The sequence below is a fragment of the Burkholderia sp. 28_3 genome (assembly GCF_003253915.1).
Classification (GTDB): domain Bacteria; phylum Pseudomonadota; class Gammaproteobacteria; order Burkholderiales; family Burkholderiaceae; genus Burkholderia; species Burkholderia cenocepacia.
The window spans coordinates 34,521-52,932 of sequence record NZ_QKZF01000028.1 but is presented as its reverse complement, the minus strand read 5'-3'; the positions used below and the strand labels follow the sequence as shown (position 1 = coordinate 52,932).

14 protein-coding genes are annotated in these 18,412 nt (G+C 66.6%); 3 read left to right on the top strand and 11 right to left on the bottom strand.

All coding sequences use genetic code 11. The annotated features are described in order from the left end of the window. Positions 1–57: 57 nt before the first annotated feature. From bamA to rpsB, 9 genes are all read right to left on the bottom strand, one after another. Positions 58–2,367 (bottom strand): outer membrane protein assembly factor BamA, encoded by a 2,310-nt coding sequence (gene bamA / locus DFS13_RS34995; protein WP_006493237.1) that lies wholly within the window; start codon positions 2,365–2,367, stop codon positions 58–60. A gap of 61 nt (positions 2,368–2,428) precedes the next feature. Further along, the gene (gene rseP / locus DFS13_RS34990; RefSeq protein WP_006483829.1) at positions 2,429–3,799 is read right to left on the bottom strand and encodes an RIP metalloprotease RseP; all 1,371 of its coding nucleotides are present in this window, start codon (positions 3,797–3,799) and stop codon (positions 2,429–2,431) included. Between the two features lie 11 nt (positions 3,800–3,810). Beyond that, entirely contained in the window at positions 3,811–5,007 is a 1,197-nt protein-coding gene (locus tag DFS13_RS34985; RefSeq protein ID WP_006483824.1) for a 1-deoxy-D-xylulose-5-phosphate reductoisomerase, read from the bottom strand. A gap of 15 nt (positions 5,008–5,022) precedes the next feature. Next, a complete protein-coding gene (locus DFS13_RS34980; protein ID WP_111442729.1) occupies positions 5,023–5,844 on the bottom strand; it encodes a phosphatidate cytidylyltransferase in 822 nt (273 codons plus the stop codon). Then, positions 5,838–6,620, bottom strand: coding sequence for a polyprenyl diphosphate synthase (gene uppS, locus DFS13_RS34975; RefSeq protein WP_034201584.1), 783 nt, complete (start codon positions 6,618–6,620; stop codon positions 5,838–5,840). The genes DFS13_RS34980 and uppS overlap by 7 nt, the downstream gene beginning before the upstream one ends. Positions 6,621–6,669: 49 nt before the next feature. Continuing rightward, positions 6,670–7,230 (bottom strand): ribosome recycling factor, encoded by a 561-nt coding sequence (gene frr, locus DFS13_RS34970; RefSeq protein ID WP_006483822.1) that lies wholly within the window; start codon positions 7,228–7,230, stop codon positions 6,670–6,672. A 104-nt stretch (positions 7,231–7,334) separates the two neighbouring features. Then, complete coding sequence (pyrH, locus tag DFS13_RS34965; protein ID WP_006402648.1) at positions 7,335–8,048, bottom strand: UMP kinase; 714 nt, start codon at positions 8,046–8,048, stop codon at positions 7,335–7,337. 156 nt (positions 8,049–8,204) lie between these two features. Further along, positions 8,205–9,086: a translation elongation factor Ts gene (gene tsf / locus DFS13_RS34960; RefSeq protein WP_006483826.1), complete on the bottom strand. Its 882-nt coding sequence runs from the start codon at positions 9,084–9,086 to the stop codon at positions 8,205–8,207. A gap of 162 nt (positions 9,087–9,248) precedes the next feature. Then, the gene (gene rpsB / locus DFS13_RS34955; RefSeq protein WP_006483818.1) at positions 9,249–9,989 is read right to left on the bottom strand and encodes a 30S ribosomal protein S2; all 741 of its coding nucleotides are present in this window, start codon (positions 9,987–9,989) and stop codon (positions 9,249–9,251) included. A gap of 377 nt (positions 9,990–10,366) precedes the next feature. Between rpsB and map the strand changes: the two genes are divergently transcribed. From map to DFS13_RS34940, 3 genes are read left to right on the top strand one after another with little or no spacing between them, the layout of a single operon-like run. Beyond that, positions 10,367–11,182: a type I methionyl aminopeptidase gene (map, locus tag DFS13_RS34950; RefSeq protein WP_006483813.1), complete on the top strand. Its 816-nt coding sequence runs from the start codon at positions 10,367–10,369 to the stop codon at positions 11,180–11,182. 48 nt (positions 11,183–11,230) lie between these two features. Continuing rightward, positions 11,231–13,807 (top strand): [protein-PII] uridylyltransferase, encoded by a 2,577-nt coding sequence (locus DFS13_RS34945; protein ID WP_006483828.1) that lies wholly within the window; start codon positions 11,231–11,233, stop codon positions 13,805–13,807. A 16-nt stretch (positions 13,808–13,823) separates the two neighbouring features. Next, positions 13,824–15,704: a pseudouridine synthase gene (locus DFS13_RS34940; RefSeq protein ID WP_077190685.1), complete on the top strand. Its 1,881-nt coding sequence runs from the start codon at positions 13,824–13,826 to the stop codon at positions 15,702–15,704. A 78-nt stretch (positions 15,705–15,782) separates the two neighbouring features. Here DFS13_RS34940 and def read toward each other — a convergent pair whose 3' ends face one another. Continuing rightward, on the bottom strand, positions 15,783–16,316 hold the full coding sequence (gene def / locus DFS13_RS34935; protein WP_069353284.1) for a peptide deformylase: 534 nt from the start codon (positions 16,314–16,316) through the stop codon (positions 15,783–15,785). Then, complete coding sequence (ligA, locus tag DFS13_RS34930) at positions 16,313–18,388, bottom strand: NAD-dependent DNA ligase LigA (RefSeq protein ID WP_006498678.1); 2,076 nt, start codon at positions 18,386–18,388, stop codon at positions 16,313–16,315. The genes def and ligA overlap by 4 nt, the downstream gene beginning before the upstream one ends. Between the last annotated feature and the right edge of the window lie 24 nt (positions 18,389–18,412).

Sequence of the window (18,412 nt, the reverse complement as noted above, 5' to 3'; positions counted from 1 at the left end):
TTCGAAAACTTACCGGTTAGCAAAATTACCCTCTCGTTGCTGTTGTCATGCGTTCGTTCAGAACGCCGTCCCGATCTGGAACTGGAATTTCTGGTACTGGTCGCCTTCGTGCTTCTGCAGCGGGAAGCCGAGGCTCAGCTTCAGCGGGCCGATCGGCGAGATCCACGCGAGACCCACACCGTAGCCGTAGCGCAGGCCGTTGGCGCCCGTACTCGTGCCGCCCGGCGCGTTGCCCCACACGTTACCGCCGTCGAGGAACGTGAACACGCGCAGCGTGCGGTCGTAACCGGTGCCCGGCAGCGGGAACGTCAGCTCGATGTTGCCGACCAGCATCTTCGAACCGCCGATCGGGTCGTTCGTCTTCGTGTCGCGCGGGCCCAGCGAGCTCGGCTCGTAACCCCGCACGGAGCCGATACCGCCCGCGTAGTAGTTCTTGAAGATCGGGTACGGGTTGCCGATACCGTTACCGTAGCCGCCTTGCAGGTTCAGGCCCAGGATGAAGCCGCGCGAGAACGAATAGTAGTACTGCGCCTGCAGGTCGGCCTTGTAGTACTGGATCTTGCCGACCGGCACGCCGTATTCGATGTTCGCCTGCGTGAAGTAGCCGCGGCTCGGAATCAGCGCGCTGTCACGCGCGTCGCGCGACCATGCCACCGTCAGCGGCACCGTGTTCGACACGCGGCCGAACTCGTTCACGTAATCCTGGTAGCTCTGCGGCGTGTTCGAATCGACGTCGAGGCGGTTCTGCTCGAAGCCCGCACCGAAGTACACGGTGTCGACTTCCGAGAACGGAATGCCGAACTTCAGGTTGCCGCCCGCGCTGATGATCCGGAAGCTCGAGCTCGTCGAGTAGTAAAGCGGCTGGTACGTGCGGTAGTAGACGTCCGTGATCCGCTTGATGCCGTCGACCGTGAAGTACGGGTCGACCTGCGTGACGGTCAGCGTGCGGTAGCTCTTCGCGGTGTTGACGTTCACCGACAGGCTCGTGCCCGAACCGAACACGTTGTCCTGCGACACGCCGGCCGACAGCACGACCTTGTCCGTCGACGAGAAACCGGCACCCAGCGTGATCGCGCCGGTCGGCTTTTCGTCGACCTTCACGTTCACGTCGACCTGGTCGTTCGTGCCGTCGACCGGCACCGTCGTCACGTCGACGTTGGTGAAGTAGCCGAGGCGGTTCACGCGGTCCTTCGACAGCGCGAGGCGGTTCGAGTCGAACCACGAGCTTTCGAGCTGGCGCATTTCGCGGCGCACCACTTCGTCGCGCGTGCGCGTGTTGCCGACCACGTTGATGCGGCGCACGTACACGCGGCGGCTCGGATCGACGACGAGGTTCAGGTTGACCTTGTGGTTCGCCTGGTCGATGTCCGGCTGCGCGTTGACGGTCGCGAATGCGTAGCCGTATTCACCGAGCTTGTCGACGATCGACTTGGTGGTCTGCTGCAGCTTTTCGGCCGAGAAACGGTCGCCCGGCTTGATCTTGATCAGCTTGTTGAGTTCGGCCTCGCGATCGAGCAGGTTGCCCGACAGCTTGATGCCCGACACCGTGTACGGCTCGCCTTCGTGCAGCGTGACCGTCAGGTACATGTCCTTCTTGTCCGGCGAGATCGACACCTGGGTCGACTCGATGTTGAACTCGAGGTAACCGCGGTTCAGGTAGTACGAGCGCACCGCTTCGAGGTCGCCCGTGAGCTTTTCCTTCGAGTACAGGTCGTTCTTCGTGTACCAGGAGAACCAGTTCGGCGTCGACAGCTGCATCTCGTCGCGCAGCGTGCTGGTGCTGAACGCCTTGTTGCCGATGAAGTTGATCTGGCGGATCTTCGCGCTCGGGCCTTCGGCCACCGCGAACAGGATCGACACGCGGTTCGCGTCGACCGGCGTGATCGTCGTCTTGACCTCGGCCGCATAGAAGCCGCGCGTCAGGTACTGGCGCTTGAGCTCCTGCTCCGCCTTGTCGACGAGCGCCTTGTCGTAGTAGCGGCCATCGGCGAGGCCGACCGCGCGCAGCGCCTTCGTCAGGTTGTCCTTGTCGAATTCCTTCGTGCCGGTGAAGTCGATCGACGCGATGGCCGGACGCTCCTGCACCTGCACGATCACGACGTTGCCCTGCGTGGCGATGCGCACGTCGTTGAAAAAGCCCGTCGCGTACAACGCGCGGATTGCTTCGGATGCCTTGTCGTCCGTGAAGGTATCGCCCTGCTTGATCGGCAGATAGGCGAACACCGAACCCGCTTCGACGCGCTGCAGCCCCTCGATCTTGATGTCTTGCACCACGAACGGTGCCGCTGCATGCGCCGCGAGGCCGTGCGCGGCGAGCGCGGCCGCTGCAACTGTCTTAGGTACAAAGCGATGAGGTTTGAACAACATGCATCCCCAATATTTAGCTGCATCAAATCGGGCGGCTGGCCAGCGGCCGCCGCCTGACGCTTCAGAAATGGATTAACCGAGCCAGATCGTTGAACAGCGCGATCGCCGACAATGCGACGATGCAGATCAACCCGGCTCTTTGCAGAATCAGCTGCCAGCGCTCCGAGACGGCTTTCCCGGTCGCGGCTTCAACCGCATAATATAACAGATGCCCCCCGTCCAAAACGGGAATCGGCAACAAGTTCAGGACGCCAAGGCTAATGCTGACAAGGGCGAGGAACGACAGGAACGCCGACGGACCGAGCCGCGCGCTCTTGCCTGCGTAGTCGGCGATCGTCACCGGGCCGGACAGGTTCTTCAGCGACGCGTTGCCCGTGATCATCCGCCCGAACATCTTCAGCGAATACACGGAAATGTCCCACGTGCGGTGCGCGCCGAGCCGCAGGCTCTCGATCGGCCCGTAGCGCACGTCCACCGACGGGGCGTGCATCGACAGCGCCGCGCCGATGCGACCGACCTGCTGCCCCGATTCGTCGTCGCGCTGCATCTGCGGCACGATCGCGACCGTCTGCGCGGCGCCGTTGCGTTCGATCTGCAGGTCGAGCGGCTTGCCCGCATGGTGCTTCACCGTGTCGATGAAGCGCGACGCGCCGCCGATCGGCTTGCCGTCGAGCGCGACCAGCTTGTCGCCGACCTTCAGGCCGGCCTGTTCCGCCGCGCTGCCCGGCTGCACCGACGCGACCGACAACGTGCCGCCGCCGGCCTCGAAGCCCAGATGGGCCATGAAGTCGTCGTCGAGCTGGCTGTCGGGTACGTTGCGGAGATCGACGCGGAAATCGAACGTCGCATTGCCGTCGCGCGCGCCGAGCACGACCTCGCGATGGTCGAACGCGGCCGACAGCAGCTTCCAGCGCAGGTCCGACCACGATCGCACCGGTTCGGACTCGCCGCCCTGCGCATTGCGGATCGACACGATCGTCTCGCTGCCGTCGAAGCCCGCGCGGGCCGCCGCGGTGCCGGCGGCCGGCGGCGCGACGATCGCGGTCGGTTCGGTCACGCCGGTGGCGAATACGAGGGAGAACAGCGCGATTGCCAGCAGGAAGTTCGCAATCGGCCCGGCCGCGACGATCGCGATGCGCTTGTAGACCGACTGGCGGTTGAATGCCTGGCCGAGCACCTCGGGCGGAATGCCGGGGCCCGGATCGCGCTCGTCGAGCATTTTCACGTAGCCGCCGAGCGGCAGCGCGGACAGCGTCCACTCGGTGCCCGTCCGGCGGCTGACCCAGCGCGCGACGGGCTGGCCGAAGCCGATCGAGAAACGCAGCACCTTCACGCCGCACCAGCGCGCGACGCGATAATGTCCGTACTCATGCACGACGACCAGTACCCCGATCGCCACCGCAAACGCGACCAGTTCGACCAGCACGTTCATGAGCACCCCATTCAGACAGTACGCTCCACGCGTGGCGCAGGCGCTTTCGCAATGATCGCGGCGGCGAGGCGGCGAGCCTCGGCATCCGCCGCGAGGACGTCGTCGAGCCCGTCGGGCGCGCGGTTCGGCAGCGTGTTGAGCACGGCGTCGACCGTCGCCGCGATCGCCATGAAGCCGATCCGGCGCTCGAGAAATGCTTCGACCGCGACTTCGTTCGCCGCGTTCAATGCGGCGCTCGCGATACCGCCTTCCTCGAGTGCCTTCAGCGCGAGCGCGAGGCACGGGAAGCGCGCGTAATCGGGCTTCTCGAACGACAGCTGGGCGATCTGCGCGAGGTCGAGCTGGTCGACGCCCGCGTCGACGCGCTCGGGAAACGCGAGCGCGTGCGCGATCGGCGTGCGCATGTCGGGGTTGCCGAGCTGCGCGAGCACCGAGCCGTCGCGGTACGACACGAGCGAATGGATCACGCTCTGCGGGTGGATCAGCACGTCGATCCGGTCGCCGGGCAACCCGAAGATCCAGTGCGCCTCGATCACCTCGAGGCCCTTGTTCATCATCGTCGCGGAATCGACCGAGATCTTGCGGCCCATCACCCAGTTCGGGTGCTTGCACGCTTCGTCCGGCGTGACGTCGACCAGCGTGGCCGGTTCGCGCGTACGGAACGGGCCGCCCGACGCGGTCAGGATGATCTTCGAGATCCCGCCGTGCTCGGCCGCGTCGCGCGGCATGCACTGGAAGATCGCGTTGTGTTCGCTGTCGACCGGCAGCAGGATCGCGCCATGGTCGCGTACGGCGTCCATGAAGATCGCGCCCGACATCACGAGCGCCTCCTTGTTCGCGAGCAGGATCCGCTTGCCGGCGCGTGCGGCCGCCAGGCTCGGCGCGAGGCCAGCCGCGCCGACGATCGCCGCGACCACCGTGTCGCAGCCGTCGCTCTTCGACACGTCGACGAGCGCCTGCGGCCCGTGCAGCACGACCGTCTTGCTGCCGGCCGCGCGCAGTTTGGCGTCGACGTGCGCGGCCGTCGCGGCATCGCCGACCACCGCCACTTCAGGCGCGAAGCGCAGACACTGCTCGACGAGCTTGTCGCCGTTGCGGTGCGCGGTCAGCGCATAGACCGAGAAGCGCTCGGGATGGCGCGCGACCACGTCGAGCGTGCTGTCTCCGATCGAGCCCGTGGAACCGAGCAATGTCAGACGTTTTTGCATAACAGGAATAATGGTTTAACCAAGCAGCAGCATCGCGAGCGGCAGCACCGGCAGCAGCGCGTCGACACGATCGAGCACGCCGCCGTGGCCCGGCAGCAGTCCGCTCGAATCCTTCACGCCCGCCTGCCGCTTCAGCAGCGACTCGAACAGGTCGCCGATCACGCTGTACGCGACCAGCAGCGTCAGCGCGGCCCATGCGCCGGGCATCCCGTAGCGCATGGCGAATGCAGAAAACAGGGTCGGTTCGAACGCATGCACGGCCATCGCGACACCGGCGACGGCCATCACCGCGAACCAGCCGCCGATCGCACCCTCCCAGCTCTTGCCGGGGCTGATCGTGATGGCCAGTTTACGCTTTCCGAAGGCCTTGCCCGCGAAGTATGCGCCGATATCGGCCAGCCAGACGACCAGAAGCAGCGACAGCACGAACGGCACGCCCTGCGCGCGGGCTGCCACGAGCGCATGCCAGCAGGCGGCGAACACGACGAGGCCGGCGGCCAGCAGGAACGGCCGCCACACGCCGCCCGCGAGGTCGGGCTTGCGCCGCAGCGCGAACGGGCCGACCAGCAGCCAGAACACGCCGGCCGCCATGAAAAGGGGACGGGACGATGCCGCATCGACGCCGAGCGGCGCGGTGGCCGCGAGCGTGAGCGCCGCGACGAGCGCATAGACGACCGGGCCGGCGCCGCCGAGCTTGAGCAGGCGCGCCCACTCCCACGCGGCGAACACGAGTACGACGCCGATCAGCGCACCGAACCCGGCGAGCGGCGCGAACAGCGTCACCGGCAGCAGCACTGCCAGCATCACGATCGCCGTGATCACACGGGTTTTCAGCATGAAAGGGAGTCGGCGTTCTGCGATTGCGGTTCGAGCTGCGCACTCGTGCGCCCGAAACGGCGCTCGCGCTCGGTATACGACGCCATCGCGTCGGCCAGTGCCGCGCCGTCGAAATCCGGCCAGTACTTGTCGGTGAAATAGAATTCGGCGTACGCGAGCTGCCACAGCAGGAAGTTGCTGACGCGCTGCTCGCCACCGGTGCGGATGAAGAGATCGGGCTCCGGCGCATAGGCCATCGCCAGGTGCGGCGCGAATGCATCCTCGGTCACTTCGATCTCGCGACCTTCGCGCACGGCCTGCTCGACGAGCTTCTTCGTCGCCTGCAGGATGTCCCACCGGCCGCCGTAGTTGGCCGCGATGGTGAGCGTCAAACGGGTATTGCGCGCCGTCTTGGTTTCGGCGCGGCGAATCAGTTCGCGGATGCGCGGCTCGAAACGGTCGAGATCGCCGACGACACGCAGGCGGATCCCGTTCGCATGCAGCTTGCCCACCTCGCGCTCGAGCGCGGTGATGAACAGCCGCATCAGGAACGACACTTCGTCGTTCGGCCGGCGCCAGTTTTCCGAACTGAACGCGAACAGCGTCAGGTACTCGACGCCGGCGCGCGCGCAGCCTTCGACCACCGCCCGCACGGCATCGACGCCGCGGGTGTGCCCCGCGACGCGCGGCAAGCGGCGTTCGGTCGCCCAACGGCCGTTGCCGTCCATGATGATCGCGATGTGACGCGGCACGACGCCGACGTCAGGCACGCGAACGGTAGAGCTGGTATAGGTCATGGCCGTTGAGACAGTAATGCGGGAAGAAGGCGGCGCGCGAGGACGGTCGTCAGACCGTCATGATCTCGGCTTCCTTGGTCTGCACGAGCTTGTCGACTTCGGCAACGTGCTTGTCGGTCAGCTTCTGCACGTCGTCGCTCGCACGGCGCTCGTCGTCTTCCGAGATTTCCTTGTCCTTCACGAGCTTCTTCAGCGCTTCGTTCGCGTCGCGGCGCAGGTTGCGGATCGCGACCTTGGCCGTTTCGCCTTCGCTCTTCACGACCTTGGTCAGCTCGCGGCGGCGCTCTTCCGTCAGCGCGGGCATCGGCACGCGGATCAGGTCGCCGGCCGTTGCCGGGTTCAGGCCCAGATCGGCTTCGCGGATGGCCTTCTCGACCTTCGCGACCATGTTCTTTTCCCACGGCTGCACGCCGATCGTGCGCGCGTCGACGAGCGTCAGGTTCGCGACCTGCGAGATCGGCACCATCGAGCCGTAGTAGTCGACCTGCACGTGATCGAGCAGACCGGTGTGCGCACGGCCCGTACGGATCTTGGCCAGATCGTTCTTGAACGCTTCGATCGAGCGCTGCATCTTTTGCTCGACGCCCTTCTTCACATCAGCGACACTCATTTCAACCTCCGAACCTTCAAACCTTCAAAGAACGCGGGCCCCGCCCGGCGCATGTCGCGCGCCGCGGCCGGCAACCCGCGCCGGTCGCCCGCATCCGCGGGAGTTTACACGTGGACGAGCGTACCTTCGTCCTCGCCCAGCACGATGCGCTTGAGCGCGCCCGGCTTGTTGATCGAAAACACGCGAATCGGCAGCTTCTGGTCGCGGCACAGCGCAAACGCCGTCGCGTCCATCACCTGCAGGTTGCGGCTGATCGCCTCGTCGAAGCTGATCGTCGTGTAGCGCGTGGCCGACGGATCCTTCTTCGGATCGGCAGAATATACGCCATCGACCTTGGTCGCCTTCAGCACGACTTCGGCGCCCACTTCCGAGCCGCGCAGCGCGGCGGCGGTATCCGTCGTGAAGAACGGGTTGCCGGTGCCGGCCGCGAAGATCACGACGCGGCCTTCCTCGAGCTGACGGATCGCGCGGGGCCGGATGTACGGCTCGACGACCTGGTCCATGCGCAGCGCGGACTGCACGCGCGCCTCGATGCCCGCGTGGCGCATCGCGTCCTGCAGCGCCAATGCGTTCATCATCGTCGCCAGCATCCCCATGTAGTCGGCCGTCGCGCGGTCCATGCCGGCCGCGCCGCCCGCGACACCGCGGAAAATATTACCGCCACCGATCACGACCGCGAGCTGCGTGCCGAGACGCACGACTTCGGCGATATCGGCCACCATCCGTTCGATCGTCGCGCGATTGATGCCGAAGGCATCGTCGCCCATCAGCGCTTCGCCGGAGAGTTTGAGGAGGACGCGTTTATAGGCATTGGACATAGGGGCTTCCGAGCGACGAGAGGATGACAACCACGAACTGTAGGGGCGAAATACTGATTCGGGCAAGCGCCGCCGACCGGACCGGGGTTCCCGGCCGGCCGGCGACGCCGCCGGCCGCGGCGGAGCGGACGCCCGCCGCGGATACTGCCTGACTGCTTACTGCTGCTTTGCTGCTGCGACTTGCGCGGCCACTTCGGCGGCGAAGTCGTCCTGGCGCTTCTCGATGCCTTCGCCGACGACGAACAGCGCGAACTTCTGCACCGCCGCATTCGCTGCCTTCAGCATCTGCTCGATCGTCTGCTTGTCGTTCTTCACGAACGTCTGGTTCAGCAGCGACACTTCCTTCAGGTACTTCTGGACGCTACCGTCGACCATCTTCGCGACGATTTCGGCCGGCTTGCCCGATTCCGCGGCCTTCTGCTCGGCCACGCGGCGTTCCGTCTCGATCAGTTCCGCCGGCACGTCGGCCGACGACAGCGCGACCGGCTTCATCGCCGCGATGTGCATCGCGACGTCCTTGCCGACCTGCTCGTCCGCGCCCGTGTACTCGACGATCACGCCGATACGCGCGCCGTGCAGGTACGTCGCGATCTTGTTCGCGGTTTCGAAACGGACGAAACGGCGGATCGACACGTTCTCGCCGATCTTGCCGATCAGCGCGAGGCGGACTGCGTCGACGGTCGAGCCGTCGAGCGGCAGCGCCGACAGCGCGGCCACGTCGGCCGGGTTCTGCGTCGCGACGAGTTCCGCGACCGTCTTCGAGAATGCGAGGAAGTCGTCGTTCTTCGCGACGAAGTCGGTTTCGCAGTTCAGCTCGACCAGCGCGCCCGCGTTGCCGCCGACGAACGAGGCGACGACGCCTTCAGCCGTCACGCGCGATGCGGCCTTGCTCGCCTTGTTGCCGAGCTTGACGCGCAGCAGTTCTTCAGCCTTGGCCAGATCGCCGTCGGCTTCCGTCAGCGCCTTCTTGCACTCCATCATCGGTGCGTCGGTCTTCGCGCGCAGTTCTGCCACCATGCTTGCGGTAATTGCCGCCATCATTCGCTCCTTGAGTCTGTATTCACAACGCCGCCCGCTTGGACGCGAACGGCCGAGATTCGTTTCCGGACCCGCGCCGATTCGGCGCGATCAGGTCCGGCGCACAAGCTTAAAAAAAGGGGGCCTGTTGAGAGCCCCCTTTTTGCGCCGGCTCGGGGCCAGTTACGCGTTTTCCTCGACGTACTCGTCGTCGCCGCGTGCGGCCTGGACCACTTCGTTGACCGCGTTCGCACGGCCTTCGAGGATCGCGTCGGCCACGCCTTCGGCGTACAGCGCGACTGCCTTGCTCGAGTCGTCGTTACCCGGGATCACGTAATCCACACCTTCCGGCGAGTGGTTCGTATCGACCACGGCGATGACCGGCACGCCCAGCTTGTTCGCTTCCGTGACGGCGATCTTGTGGTAGCCGACGTCGACGACGAAGATCGCGTCCGGAATGCCGCCCATGTCCTTCACGCCGCCGATCGACTTCTGCAGCTTGGCGATTTCGCGTTCGAACAGCAGCGCTTCCTTCTTGCTCATCTTCTCGAGCTCGCCCGCCTCGACTGCCGCTTCCATGTCCTTCAGGCGCTTGATCGACACCTTCAGCGTCTTGAAGTTGGTCATCATGCCGCCGAGCCAGCGTGCGTTGACGTACGGCATGCCCGCACGTTGCGCTTCCTGGGCGATCGTGTCACGCGACTGGCGCTTCGTGCCGACGAACAGGATCGTGCCGCGGTTCGCTGCCAGCTGGCGCACGTACTTCTGTGCGTCCGTGAACATCGGCAGCGTCTTTTCGAGGTTGATGATGTGAATCTTGTTGCGGTGACCGAAAATGAACGGAGCCATCTTCGGGTTCCAGAAGCGCGTCTGGTGACCGAAGTGGACACCCGCTTCCAGCATTTGGCGCATCGTAACTGCCATGTAAATTCTCCACGAGGGTTGGGTCTTAAGCCGGCTGCCGTACCGCCGCGCGAACCCGCCACGAAGGCGTGAATTCCGCACGGACGGCACCCTGGTTGCGCCGGCTTGCGATTCGGCACGCGCAAAACGCCCGTGCCGTAAGCCTTTCACCGCGATGCCGCCCCAACTTGGGGCAAATTCGGCATTTGGATATCGACTTAGCCAAAGAGTATAGCACGCGGATTTGTCCGCTCTCAAGTCGCTCGGCACTTTCGCTTGCCGCGCGGCAGCGGGCCGGGCAATCCGCGAAAACCCGCATCCGCGCGGCCCGCAGGGGCTGCGAGGCCCGCCATAAGGTGCGATAATCCGTCAATTCACCGCATTCCAGGCATACCTCGATGGCTATTACGCTCAAAAACGAACACGATATCGCGGAGATGCGCGTCGCCTGCCGTCTCGCGAGCGAAGTGCTCGACTTCATCACGCCGCACGTCGTCGCGGGCGTCACGACCGCCGAACTCGACCGCCTCTGCCACGAGTTCATGCTCAACGAGCAAGGCACGATCCCCGCGCCGCTGAACTACCAGCCGCCCGGCTATCCGCCGTACCCGAAGGCCACCTGCATTTCGGTCAACGACGTGATCTGCCACGGCATTCCCGGCGAGAAGGTGCTCAAGAACGGCGACGCGCTGAACATCGACATCACCGTGATCAAGAACGGCTATTTCGGCGACACCAGCCGGATGTTCATCGTCGGCGAGGGCTCGATCCTCGCGAAGCGCCTCGTGCAGACCACCTACGAATGCATGTGGCTCGGCATCGACCAGGTCAAACCCGGCGCGCATCTCGGCGACATCGGCCATGCGATCCAGAAGCACGCGGAGGCGCAGGGCTACAGCGTCGTGCGCGAATATTGCGGCCACGGCATCGGCACGGTGTTCCACGAGGATCCGCAGGTCGTCCACTACGGCCGTCCGGGCACCGGCATCGAACTGAAGGCCGGGATGATCTTCACGATCGAGCCGATGATCAACGCCGGCAAGCGCGACATCCGCACGATGCCCGACCAGTGGACGGTCAAGACCCGCGACCGCAGCCTGTCCGCGCAGTGGGAGCACACGGTGCTCGTCACCGAAACCGGCTACGAAGTGCTGACCGTGTCTGCCGGCACGCCGGCGCGCCCGGTGTTCGCACAGCCGGCCGCCGCCGTCTGAGCGCCGTCGCGCCCCGCCCGCCCCACTTTCGCACCTGAACGGCCGCCCATGAGCGCTCACGCTGCCCCCTCGCCCGAAGCGCTGTCGCGGCGCGCCGAATTCAAGGCCGCCAAGACGGAGATGCTCGAGCGCTTTCGCCGCGCGGCGAACGTCGCGTCGCTGATGCACGCGCTGTCGAAACTCACCGACGATGCATTGAAACGCGTTTGGGACGACTGCGGACTGCCCGCGACGCTCGCGCTCGTCGCCGTCGGCGGGTACGGGCGCGGCGAGCTCGCGCCCTATTCCGACGTCGACATCCTCGTGCTGCTGCCGGATGCGCACGACGCGGCGCTCGACGCGCGCATCGAGCGCTTCATCGGCATGGCGTGGGATCTCGGCCTCGAGATCGGCAGCAGCGTGCGCACGGTCGCGCAGTGCATCGAGGAGGCGTCGCAGGACGTCACGGTGCAGACCTCGCTGCTGGAAGCGCGCCGCATCGTCGGCAGCACCGCGCTGTTCGAGCGCTTCACCGTGCGCTACCACGAAGCGCTCGACGCCCGCGCGTTCTTCACCGCGAAGGTGCTGGAGATGCGCCAGCGCCACGCGAAGTTCCAGGACACGCCGTACAGCCTCGAACCGAACGTGAAGGAAAGCCCGGGCGGGCTGCGCGACCTGCAGACGATCCTGTGGATCGCACGCGCGGCCGGCTTCGGCAGCAGCTGGCGCGAACTCGACACGCGCGGCCTGATCACCGACCGCGAAGCGCGCGAGCTGCGCCGCAACGAAGGGTTCCTGAAGACGCTGCGCGCGCGGCTGCACGTGATCGCCGGGCGTCGCCAGGACATGCTCGTGTTCGACCTGCAGACGCAGGCCGCCGAAAGCTTCGGCTACCAGCCGACGCAGGCCAAGCGGGCGAGCGAGCAGCTGATGCGTCGCTACTACTGGGCCGCGAAAGCGGTCACGCAGCTCGCGACGATCCTGATCCAGAACATCGAGGCGCAGCTGTTCCCCGCGACGAGCGGCATCACGCGCGTGCTGTCGGCCGATCGCTTCGTCGAGAAACAGGGGATGCTCGAGATCGTCGACGACGGCGTGTTCGAGCGCCATCCCGACGCGATCCTCGAAGCCTTCCTGCTGTACGAAACGACGCGTGGCGTGAAAGGCCTGTCCGCCCGCACGCTGCGCGCGCTGTACAACTCGCGCGAGATCATGAACAACGCGTGGCGCCGCGATCCGCGCAACCGCGACACGTTCATGCGGATCCTGCAGCAGCCCGAAGGCATCACGCACGCGTTCCGGCTGATGAACCAGACGAGCGTGCTCGGCCGCTACCTGCTGAATTTCCGCCGCATCGTCGGGCAGATGCAGCACGACCTGTACCACGTGTACACGGTCGACCAGCACATCCTGATGGTGCTGCGCAACATCCGCCGCTTCGCGGTAGCCGAGCATGCGCACGAATACCCGTTCTGCAGCCAACTGATCGGCAACTTCGAGCGCCCTTGGGTGCTGTATGTCGCGGCACTGTTCCATGACATCGCGAAGGGCCGCGGCGGCGACCACTCGACGCTCGGGATGGCCGACGCGCGGCGCTTCTGCCGCGAGCACGGCATCGCCGGCGACGATGCGGCGCTGATCGTGTGGCTCGTCCAGCATCACCTGACGATGAGCCAGGTCGCGCAGAAACAGGACACGAGCGACCCCGAAGTCATCAAGCGCTTCGCCGAGGTCGTCGGCAACGAGCGCTATCTCACCGCGCTCTACCTGCTGACCGTCGCCGATATCCGCGGCACGAGCCCGAAGGTGTGGAACACGTGGAAGGGCAAGCTGCTCGAGGATCTGTACCGCATCACGCTCGCGGTGCTCGGCGGCGCGAACCCCGACGCGCATTCGGAGCTGAAGTCGAGACAGGAGCAGGCGCTCGCGCTGCTGCGCCTGGAAACCGTGCCGGACGATGCGCACCGCGCGTTGTGGGATCAGCTCGACGTCGGCTTCTTCCTGCGTCACGACGCGGCCGACATCGCATGGCAGACGCGTGTGCTGTACCGGCACGTGAACGCCGAAACCGCGATCGTCCGCGCGCGGCCGTCGCCGATCGGCGACGCGCTGCAGGTGCTCGTGTACGTGAAGGACCGCCCCGACCTGTTCGCGGGCATCTGCGCGTATTTCGACCGCAACGGGCTGTCGGTGCTCGATGCGCGCGTCAGCACGACGCGGCACGGGTATGCGCTCGACAACTTCATCGTCACGCAGACCGAGCGCGACGTGCGCTACCGCGACATCGCGAACCTCGTCGAGCAGCAGCTCGCGGCGCGGCTCGCCGAAACCGCCCCGCTGCCGGAACCGTCGAAGGGCCGCCTGTCGAGGCTGTCCCGGACGTTTCCGATCACGCCGCGCGTCGACCTGCGGGCCGACGAGCGCGGTCAGTACTACATCCTGTCCGTGTCGGCCAACGACCGGCCGGGCCTTCTCTATTCGATCGCGCGCGTCCTCGCCGAACATCGGATCGGCGTCCATGCGGCGCGGATCAATACGCTCGGCGAGCGCGTCGAAGACATCTTCCTGCTCGCGGGCGCCGGCCTGTCCGATAACCGCCTGCAGATCCAGCTCGAAACCGAATTGCTGCGTGCGATCGCAGTCTGAATGAATCCCAGCGTTTATGCGCACCAAATTAACCGTCAAGAATCCGAAGCCGGCGTCGCCGACTCGCGCCCCTGTCCGCTCCGGCAGCCTCGTCGCCCGCAAGGCGGTGCGTCCCGCCGCGCCGCCCGCAGGCGACAAGCCGGCCCGCCCGAAGAAGGCGCCCGCGGCCGCCGCCACCGGCGAGCGCTCGTTCAAGCCGCGCGGCGCCGCCGGCGCCGAACGCCCGGGCGCGGATCGCGCGCCGGCCAAGCGCGCGCCGCGTGACGGCGGTGCCGAGCGCGGCACGCGCGCGCCGTACCGCGACAATGCAGCCGGTGAAGGCGCGAAGCGCAGTTTCGGCGACCGTCGCACGTCGTCGGATCGCCCGCCGCGCCACGATGACGATGCGCGTCCGCGTCGCGCGGGTGGCGACGAAGGCAAGCGCCCGTCCTATCGCGACAACGCATCCGGTGAAGGCGCGAAGCGCGGCTTCGGCGAGCGTCGCACGTCTTCCGATCGACCGCCGCGCCGTGATGACGACGCACGTCCGCGCCGCGCAGCGGGCGCCGACGACAGCAAGCGTCCGTCCTACCGCGACAAGGCCGCCAGCGAAGGCGCGAAGCGCAGCTATGGCGACCGCCGTACGTCGTCGGATCGCCCGCCGCGCCGTGATGACGACGCACGTCCGCGCCGCGCAGCAGGCGGTGACGACAGCAAGCGCCCGTCGTACCGCGACAAAGCCACCGGCGAAGGCGCGAAGCGCAGCTATGGCGACCGCCGTACGTCGTCCGATCGCCCGCCGCGCCGCAGCGACGACGATACGCGTCCGCGCCGTGCAGCGGGTGGTGACGACAGCAAGCGCCCGTCGTACCGCGACAAGGCCGCCGGCGAAGGCGCGAAGCGCGGCTTCGGCGACCGCCGCACGTCGTCCGATCGCCCGCCGCGCCGTGATGACGACGCACGTCCGCGCCGCGCAGCAGGCGCCGACGACAGCAAGCGTCCGTCCTACCGCGACAAGGCCGCCAGCGAAGGCGCGAAGCGCAGCTTCGGCGACCGCCCCGCCCGCCCGGCGCGCGACGGCGACCGCCGTTCGTTCGGCGCGGTGAAGACCGCGCAACCCGTCAAGCGCGCGACGGCCGACGTCGACTACGGCGACGAAACGGGCCTGATGCGCCTGTCGAAGCGGATGTCCGAGCTCGGCATGTGCTCGCGCCGCGAAGCCGACGAATGGATCGAAAAGGGCTGGGTGCTCGTCGACGGCGAACGCATCGACACGCTCGGCACCAAGGTCCGCGCCGACCAGAAGATCGAGATCGACGAGCGTGCGAGCGCCGCGCAGGCCGCGCAAGTGACGATCCTGCTGCACAAGCCGGTCGGCTACGTGTCGGGCCAGGCGGAAGACGGCTACGAGCCGGCGGCCGTGCTGATCACGCGCGCGAACCGCTGGAGCGGCGATCATTCGCCGGTGCGCTTCTCGCCGCAACACCTGCATGCGCTTGCGCCGGCCGGCCGTCTCGACATCGACTCCACCGGCCTGCTGGTGCTGACGCAGAACGGCGTGATCGCGAAGCAGCTGATCGGCGAGCAGTCGGACATCGACAAGGAATACCTGGTGCGCGTGCGCTTCGGCGAACGACTGATCGACATCGACCAGCACTTTCCGGCGGAATCGCTCGCGAAGCTGCGCCACGGCCTCGAACTCGACGGCGTCGCGCTGAAGCCCGCGATGGTGAGCTGGCAGAACGGCGAGCAGCTGCGCTTCGTGCTGCGCGAAGGCAAGAAGCGCCAGATCCGCCGCATGTGCGAACTGGTCGGCCTCGACGTGATCGGCCTCAAGCGCGTGCGGATGGGCCGCGTGATGCTCGGCGCGCTGCCGCAGGGCCAATGGCGCTACCTGTCGGCCGACGAGACGTTCTGACCGCAGGCACCCGGTACGCCATCCAATGAAAAAGCCCGCTCGAGCGGGCTTTTTTCTTGTCTGCCGAAAACGGGCCGATCAGTCGTCGTCGGCCGGATCGAGCCCCGGGAACAGCACCTCGGTGAAGCCGAAGCGCGTGAAATCGGTGATCCGCATCGGATACAGCTTGCCGATCAGGTGATCGTATTCGTGCTGGACCACGCGCGCGTGGAACCCCTCGGCGACACGATCGATCTTCTGGCCGAACTGGTCGAAGCCGCTGTAGCGCACCTTCGCGTAGCGGCTGACGACGCCGCGCATCCCCGGCACCGACAGGCAACCTTCCCAGCCCTCTTCCATGTCCGGCGGCATGTACTCGATCTTCGGGTTGATCAGCACGGTTTCGGGCACCGGCGGCGCATCCGGGTAGCGGTTGTTGTTGCCGAAGCCGAAGATGATGATCTGCACCCCGATGCCGATCTGCGGCGCGGCCAGCCCGGCGCCGTTCGCGTGGTGCATCGTCTCGAACATGTCCGCGACGATCTCGTGCAGCTCGGGTGTATCGAACCGCTCGACCGGTTGGGCGACTTCGAGCAGGCGCGGATCGCCCATCTTCAGGATCTCGCGAATCATGGCGTATTACCCTCCAGGAGTTGGTGCAGACCGTCTTCGTCCAGCACGGGGATGCCGAGTTCCTCGGCCTTCGCGAGCTTGCTGCCGGCTTCGGCGCCCGCGACCACGTAATCCGTCTTCTTCGATACCGAGCCGGCCACCTTGGCGCCCGCCGCTTCGAGCATTTCCTTCGCCGCATCGCGCGTCAGATTCGGCAGCGTGCCGGTCAGCACGACCGTCTTGCCGGCGAGCACGCCCTGCGGCGCTTTCGGCGCGGGCGGCCCTTCCGGCCACGTGACCTTGCCCGGCGCGCGCAACTGCTCGATCACCGTCCGGTTGTGCTCTTCCGCGAAGAACTGGTGAATCGACTCGGCGACGATCGGTCCGACGTCGTTCACTTCGAGCAGTTCCTCGATCGACGCGTCCATGATCGGCGTCAGCGAGCCGAAATGCTTCGCGAGATCCTTCGCGGTCGATTCGCCGACATGGCGGATGCCGAGCCCGTAGATGAAGCGCGCGAGCGTCGTGTGCTTCGCCTTCTCGAGCGAATCGAGCAGATTCTGCGCGGACTTCTCCGCGAACCGGTCGAGTTCGGCCAGCGTCGCGAACCCGAGATTGAACAGGTCGGCCGGCGTGCGCACCAGATTCAGTTCGACAAGCTGATCGATGATCTTCTCGCCGAGACCGTCGATGTCGAGCGCGCGGCGTTGCGCGAAATGCCACAGCGCCTGCTTGCGCTGCGCCGGGCAGAACAGCCCGCCGGTGCAGCGCGCGATCGCCTCGTCCGGCAGGCGCTCGATCTTCGAGCCGCACACCGGGCATTCGGTCGGCATCACGAATTCGGCCGCGTCTGCCGGGCGCCGGTCGAGCAGCGCGCCGACCACTTCCGGAATCACGTCGCCCGCGCGGCGCACGATCACGGTGTCGCCGATCCGGATGTCCTTGCGGCGCACTTCGTCCTCGTTGTGCAGCGTCGCGTTGGTCACGGTCGCCCCGCCGACGAACACCGGCTCGAGGCGCGCGACCGGCGTGATCGCGCCGGTGCGGCCGACCTGCACGTCGATCGCGACGAGCTTCGTCAGCGCTTCCTGCGCGGGGAACTTGTGCGCGAGCGCGAAGCGCGGCGCACGCGACACGAAGCCGAGCCGCTCCTGCTCGTCGCGCCGGTTGACCTTGTAGACGACGCCGTCGATGTCGTATGGCAGCGACTCGCGCTTCTCGCCGACCTTGCGGAAGAAGTCGAGCAAACCTTCGGCGCCGTGCACGACCGCGCGCTCGCGGTTCACCGGCAGGCCGAACGCCTCGTACCAGTCGAGCAGCGCGCTGTGCGTGTCGGGCATCGGCATCCCGTCGAGCACGCCGATCCCGTACGCGAAGAACGACAGCGGCCGCTGCGCGGTGATCTTCGAGTCGAGCTGGCGCAGGCTGCCGGCCGCCGCGTTGCGCGGGTTCGCGAATTCGCGCTGCTCGGCCGCGCGCTGGCGTTCGTTCAGGCGTGCGAAATCGCGCTTGAACATCAGCACCTCGCCGCGCACGTCGAGCACGGCCGGCACGTGCTTGCCCTTCAGTTTCAGCGGAATCGAGCGGATCGTGCGCACGTTCTCGGTCACGTCCTCGCCCGTCGTCCCGTCGCCGCGCGTCGCGGCCTGCACGAACACGCCGTTCTCGTAGCGCAGCGAAATCGCCAGGCCGTCGAACTTCAGTTCGCACGCGTATTCCACGGGGTCAGTCACCGAGCCGGCGAGATCGGTCGCCTTGGCGAGCGCATCAGCGACGCGCTTGTCGAACGCGACGATGTCCTCGTCGGCGAAGCCGTTGTTCAGCGACAGCATCGGCGCATCGTGGACGACCGGCGTGAAGCCGCCGGCCGCTTCGCCGCCGACGCGCTGCGTCGGCGAATCGGGCGTCACGAGTTCGGGATGGTCGGTTTCGAGCTGCTGCAGCTCACGGAACAGCCGGTCGTATTCGGCGTCGGGCAGATCCGGCTGGTCGAGCACGTAATAGGCGTAGTTCGCCCGCTCGAGTTGGTCGCGCAGCCACGCGGCGCGCGCGTCGGGCTGGCTGGCTGGCGGTTCGGCTTGGGTTCGGGCCATGCTGGCGGCAGAGTCGTTCTGAAA

Coding starts and splice junctions, on each gene's coding strand:
- bamA (WP_006493237.1), bottom strand. CDS start 2,367: ATGTTGTTCAAACCTCATCGCTTTGTACCTAAGACAGTTGCAGCGGCC.
- rseP (WP_006483829.1), bottom strand. CDS start 3,799: ATGAACGTGCTGGTCGAACTGGTCGCGTTTGCGGTGGCGATCGGGGTA.
- DFS13_RS34985 (WP_006483824.1), bottom strand. CDS start 5,007: ATGCAAAAACGTCTGACATTGCTCGGTTCCACGGGCTCGATCGGAGAC.
- DFS13_RS34980 (WP_111442729.1), bottom strand. CDS start 5,844: ATGCTGAAAACCCGTGTGATCACGGCGATCGTGATGCTGGCAGTGCTG.
- uppS (WP_034201584.1), bottom strand. CDS start 6,620: ATGACCTATACCAGCTCTACCGTTCGCGTGCCTGACGTCGGCGTCGTG.
- frr (WP_006483822.1), bottom strand. CDS start 7,230: ATGAGTGTCGCTGATGTGAAGAAGGGCGTCGAGCAAAAGATGCAGCGC.
- pyrH (WP_006402648.1), bottom strand. CDS start 8,048: ATGTCCAATGCCTATAAACGCGTCCTCCTCAAACTCTCCGGCGAAGCG.
- tsf (WP_006483826.1), bottom strand. CDS start 9,086: ATGGCGGCAATTACCGCAAGCATGGTGGCAGAACTGCGCGCGAAGACC.
- rpsB (WP_006483818.1), bottom strand. CDS start 9,989: ATGGCAGTTACGATGCGCCAAATGCTGGAAGCGGGTGTCCACTTCGGT.
- map (WP_006483813.1), top strand. CDS start 10,367: ATGGCTATTACGCTCAAAAACGAACACGATATCGCGGAGATGCGCGTC.
- DFS13_RS34945 (WP_006483828.1), top strand. CDS start 11,231: ATGAGCGCTCACGCTGCCCCCTCGCCCGAAGCGCTGTCGCGGCGCGCC.
- DFS13_RS34940 (WP_077190685.1), top strand. CDS start 13,824: ATGCGCACCAAATTAACCGTCAAGAATCCGAAGCCGGCGTCGCCGACT.
- def (WP_069353284.1), bottom strand. CDS start 16,316: ATGATTCGCGAGATCCTGAAGATGGGCGATCCGCGCCTGCTCGAAGTC.
- ligA (WP_006498678.1), bottom strand. CDS start 18,388: ATGGCCCGAACCCAAGCCGAACCGCCAGCCAGCCAGCCCGACGCGCGC.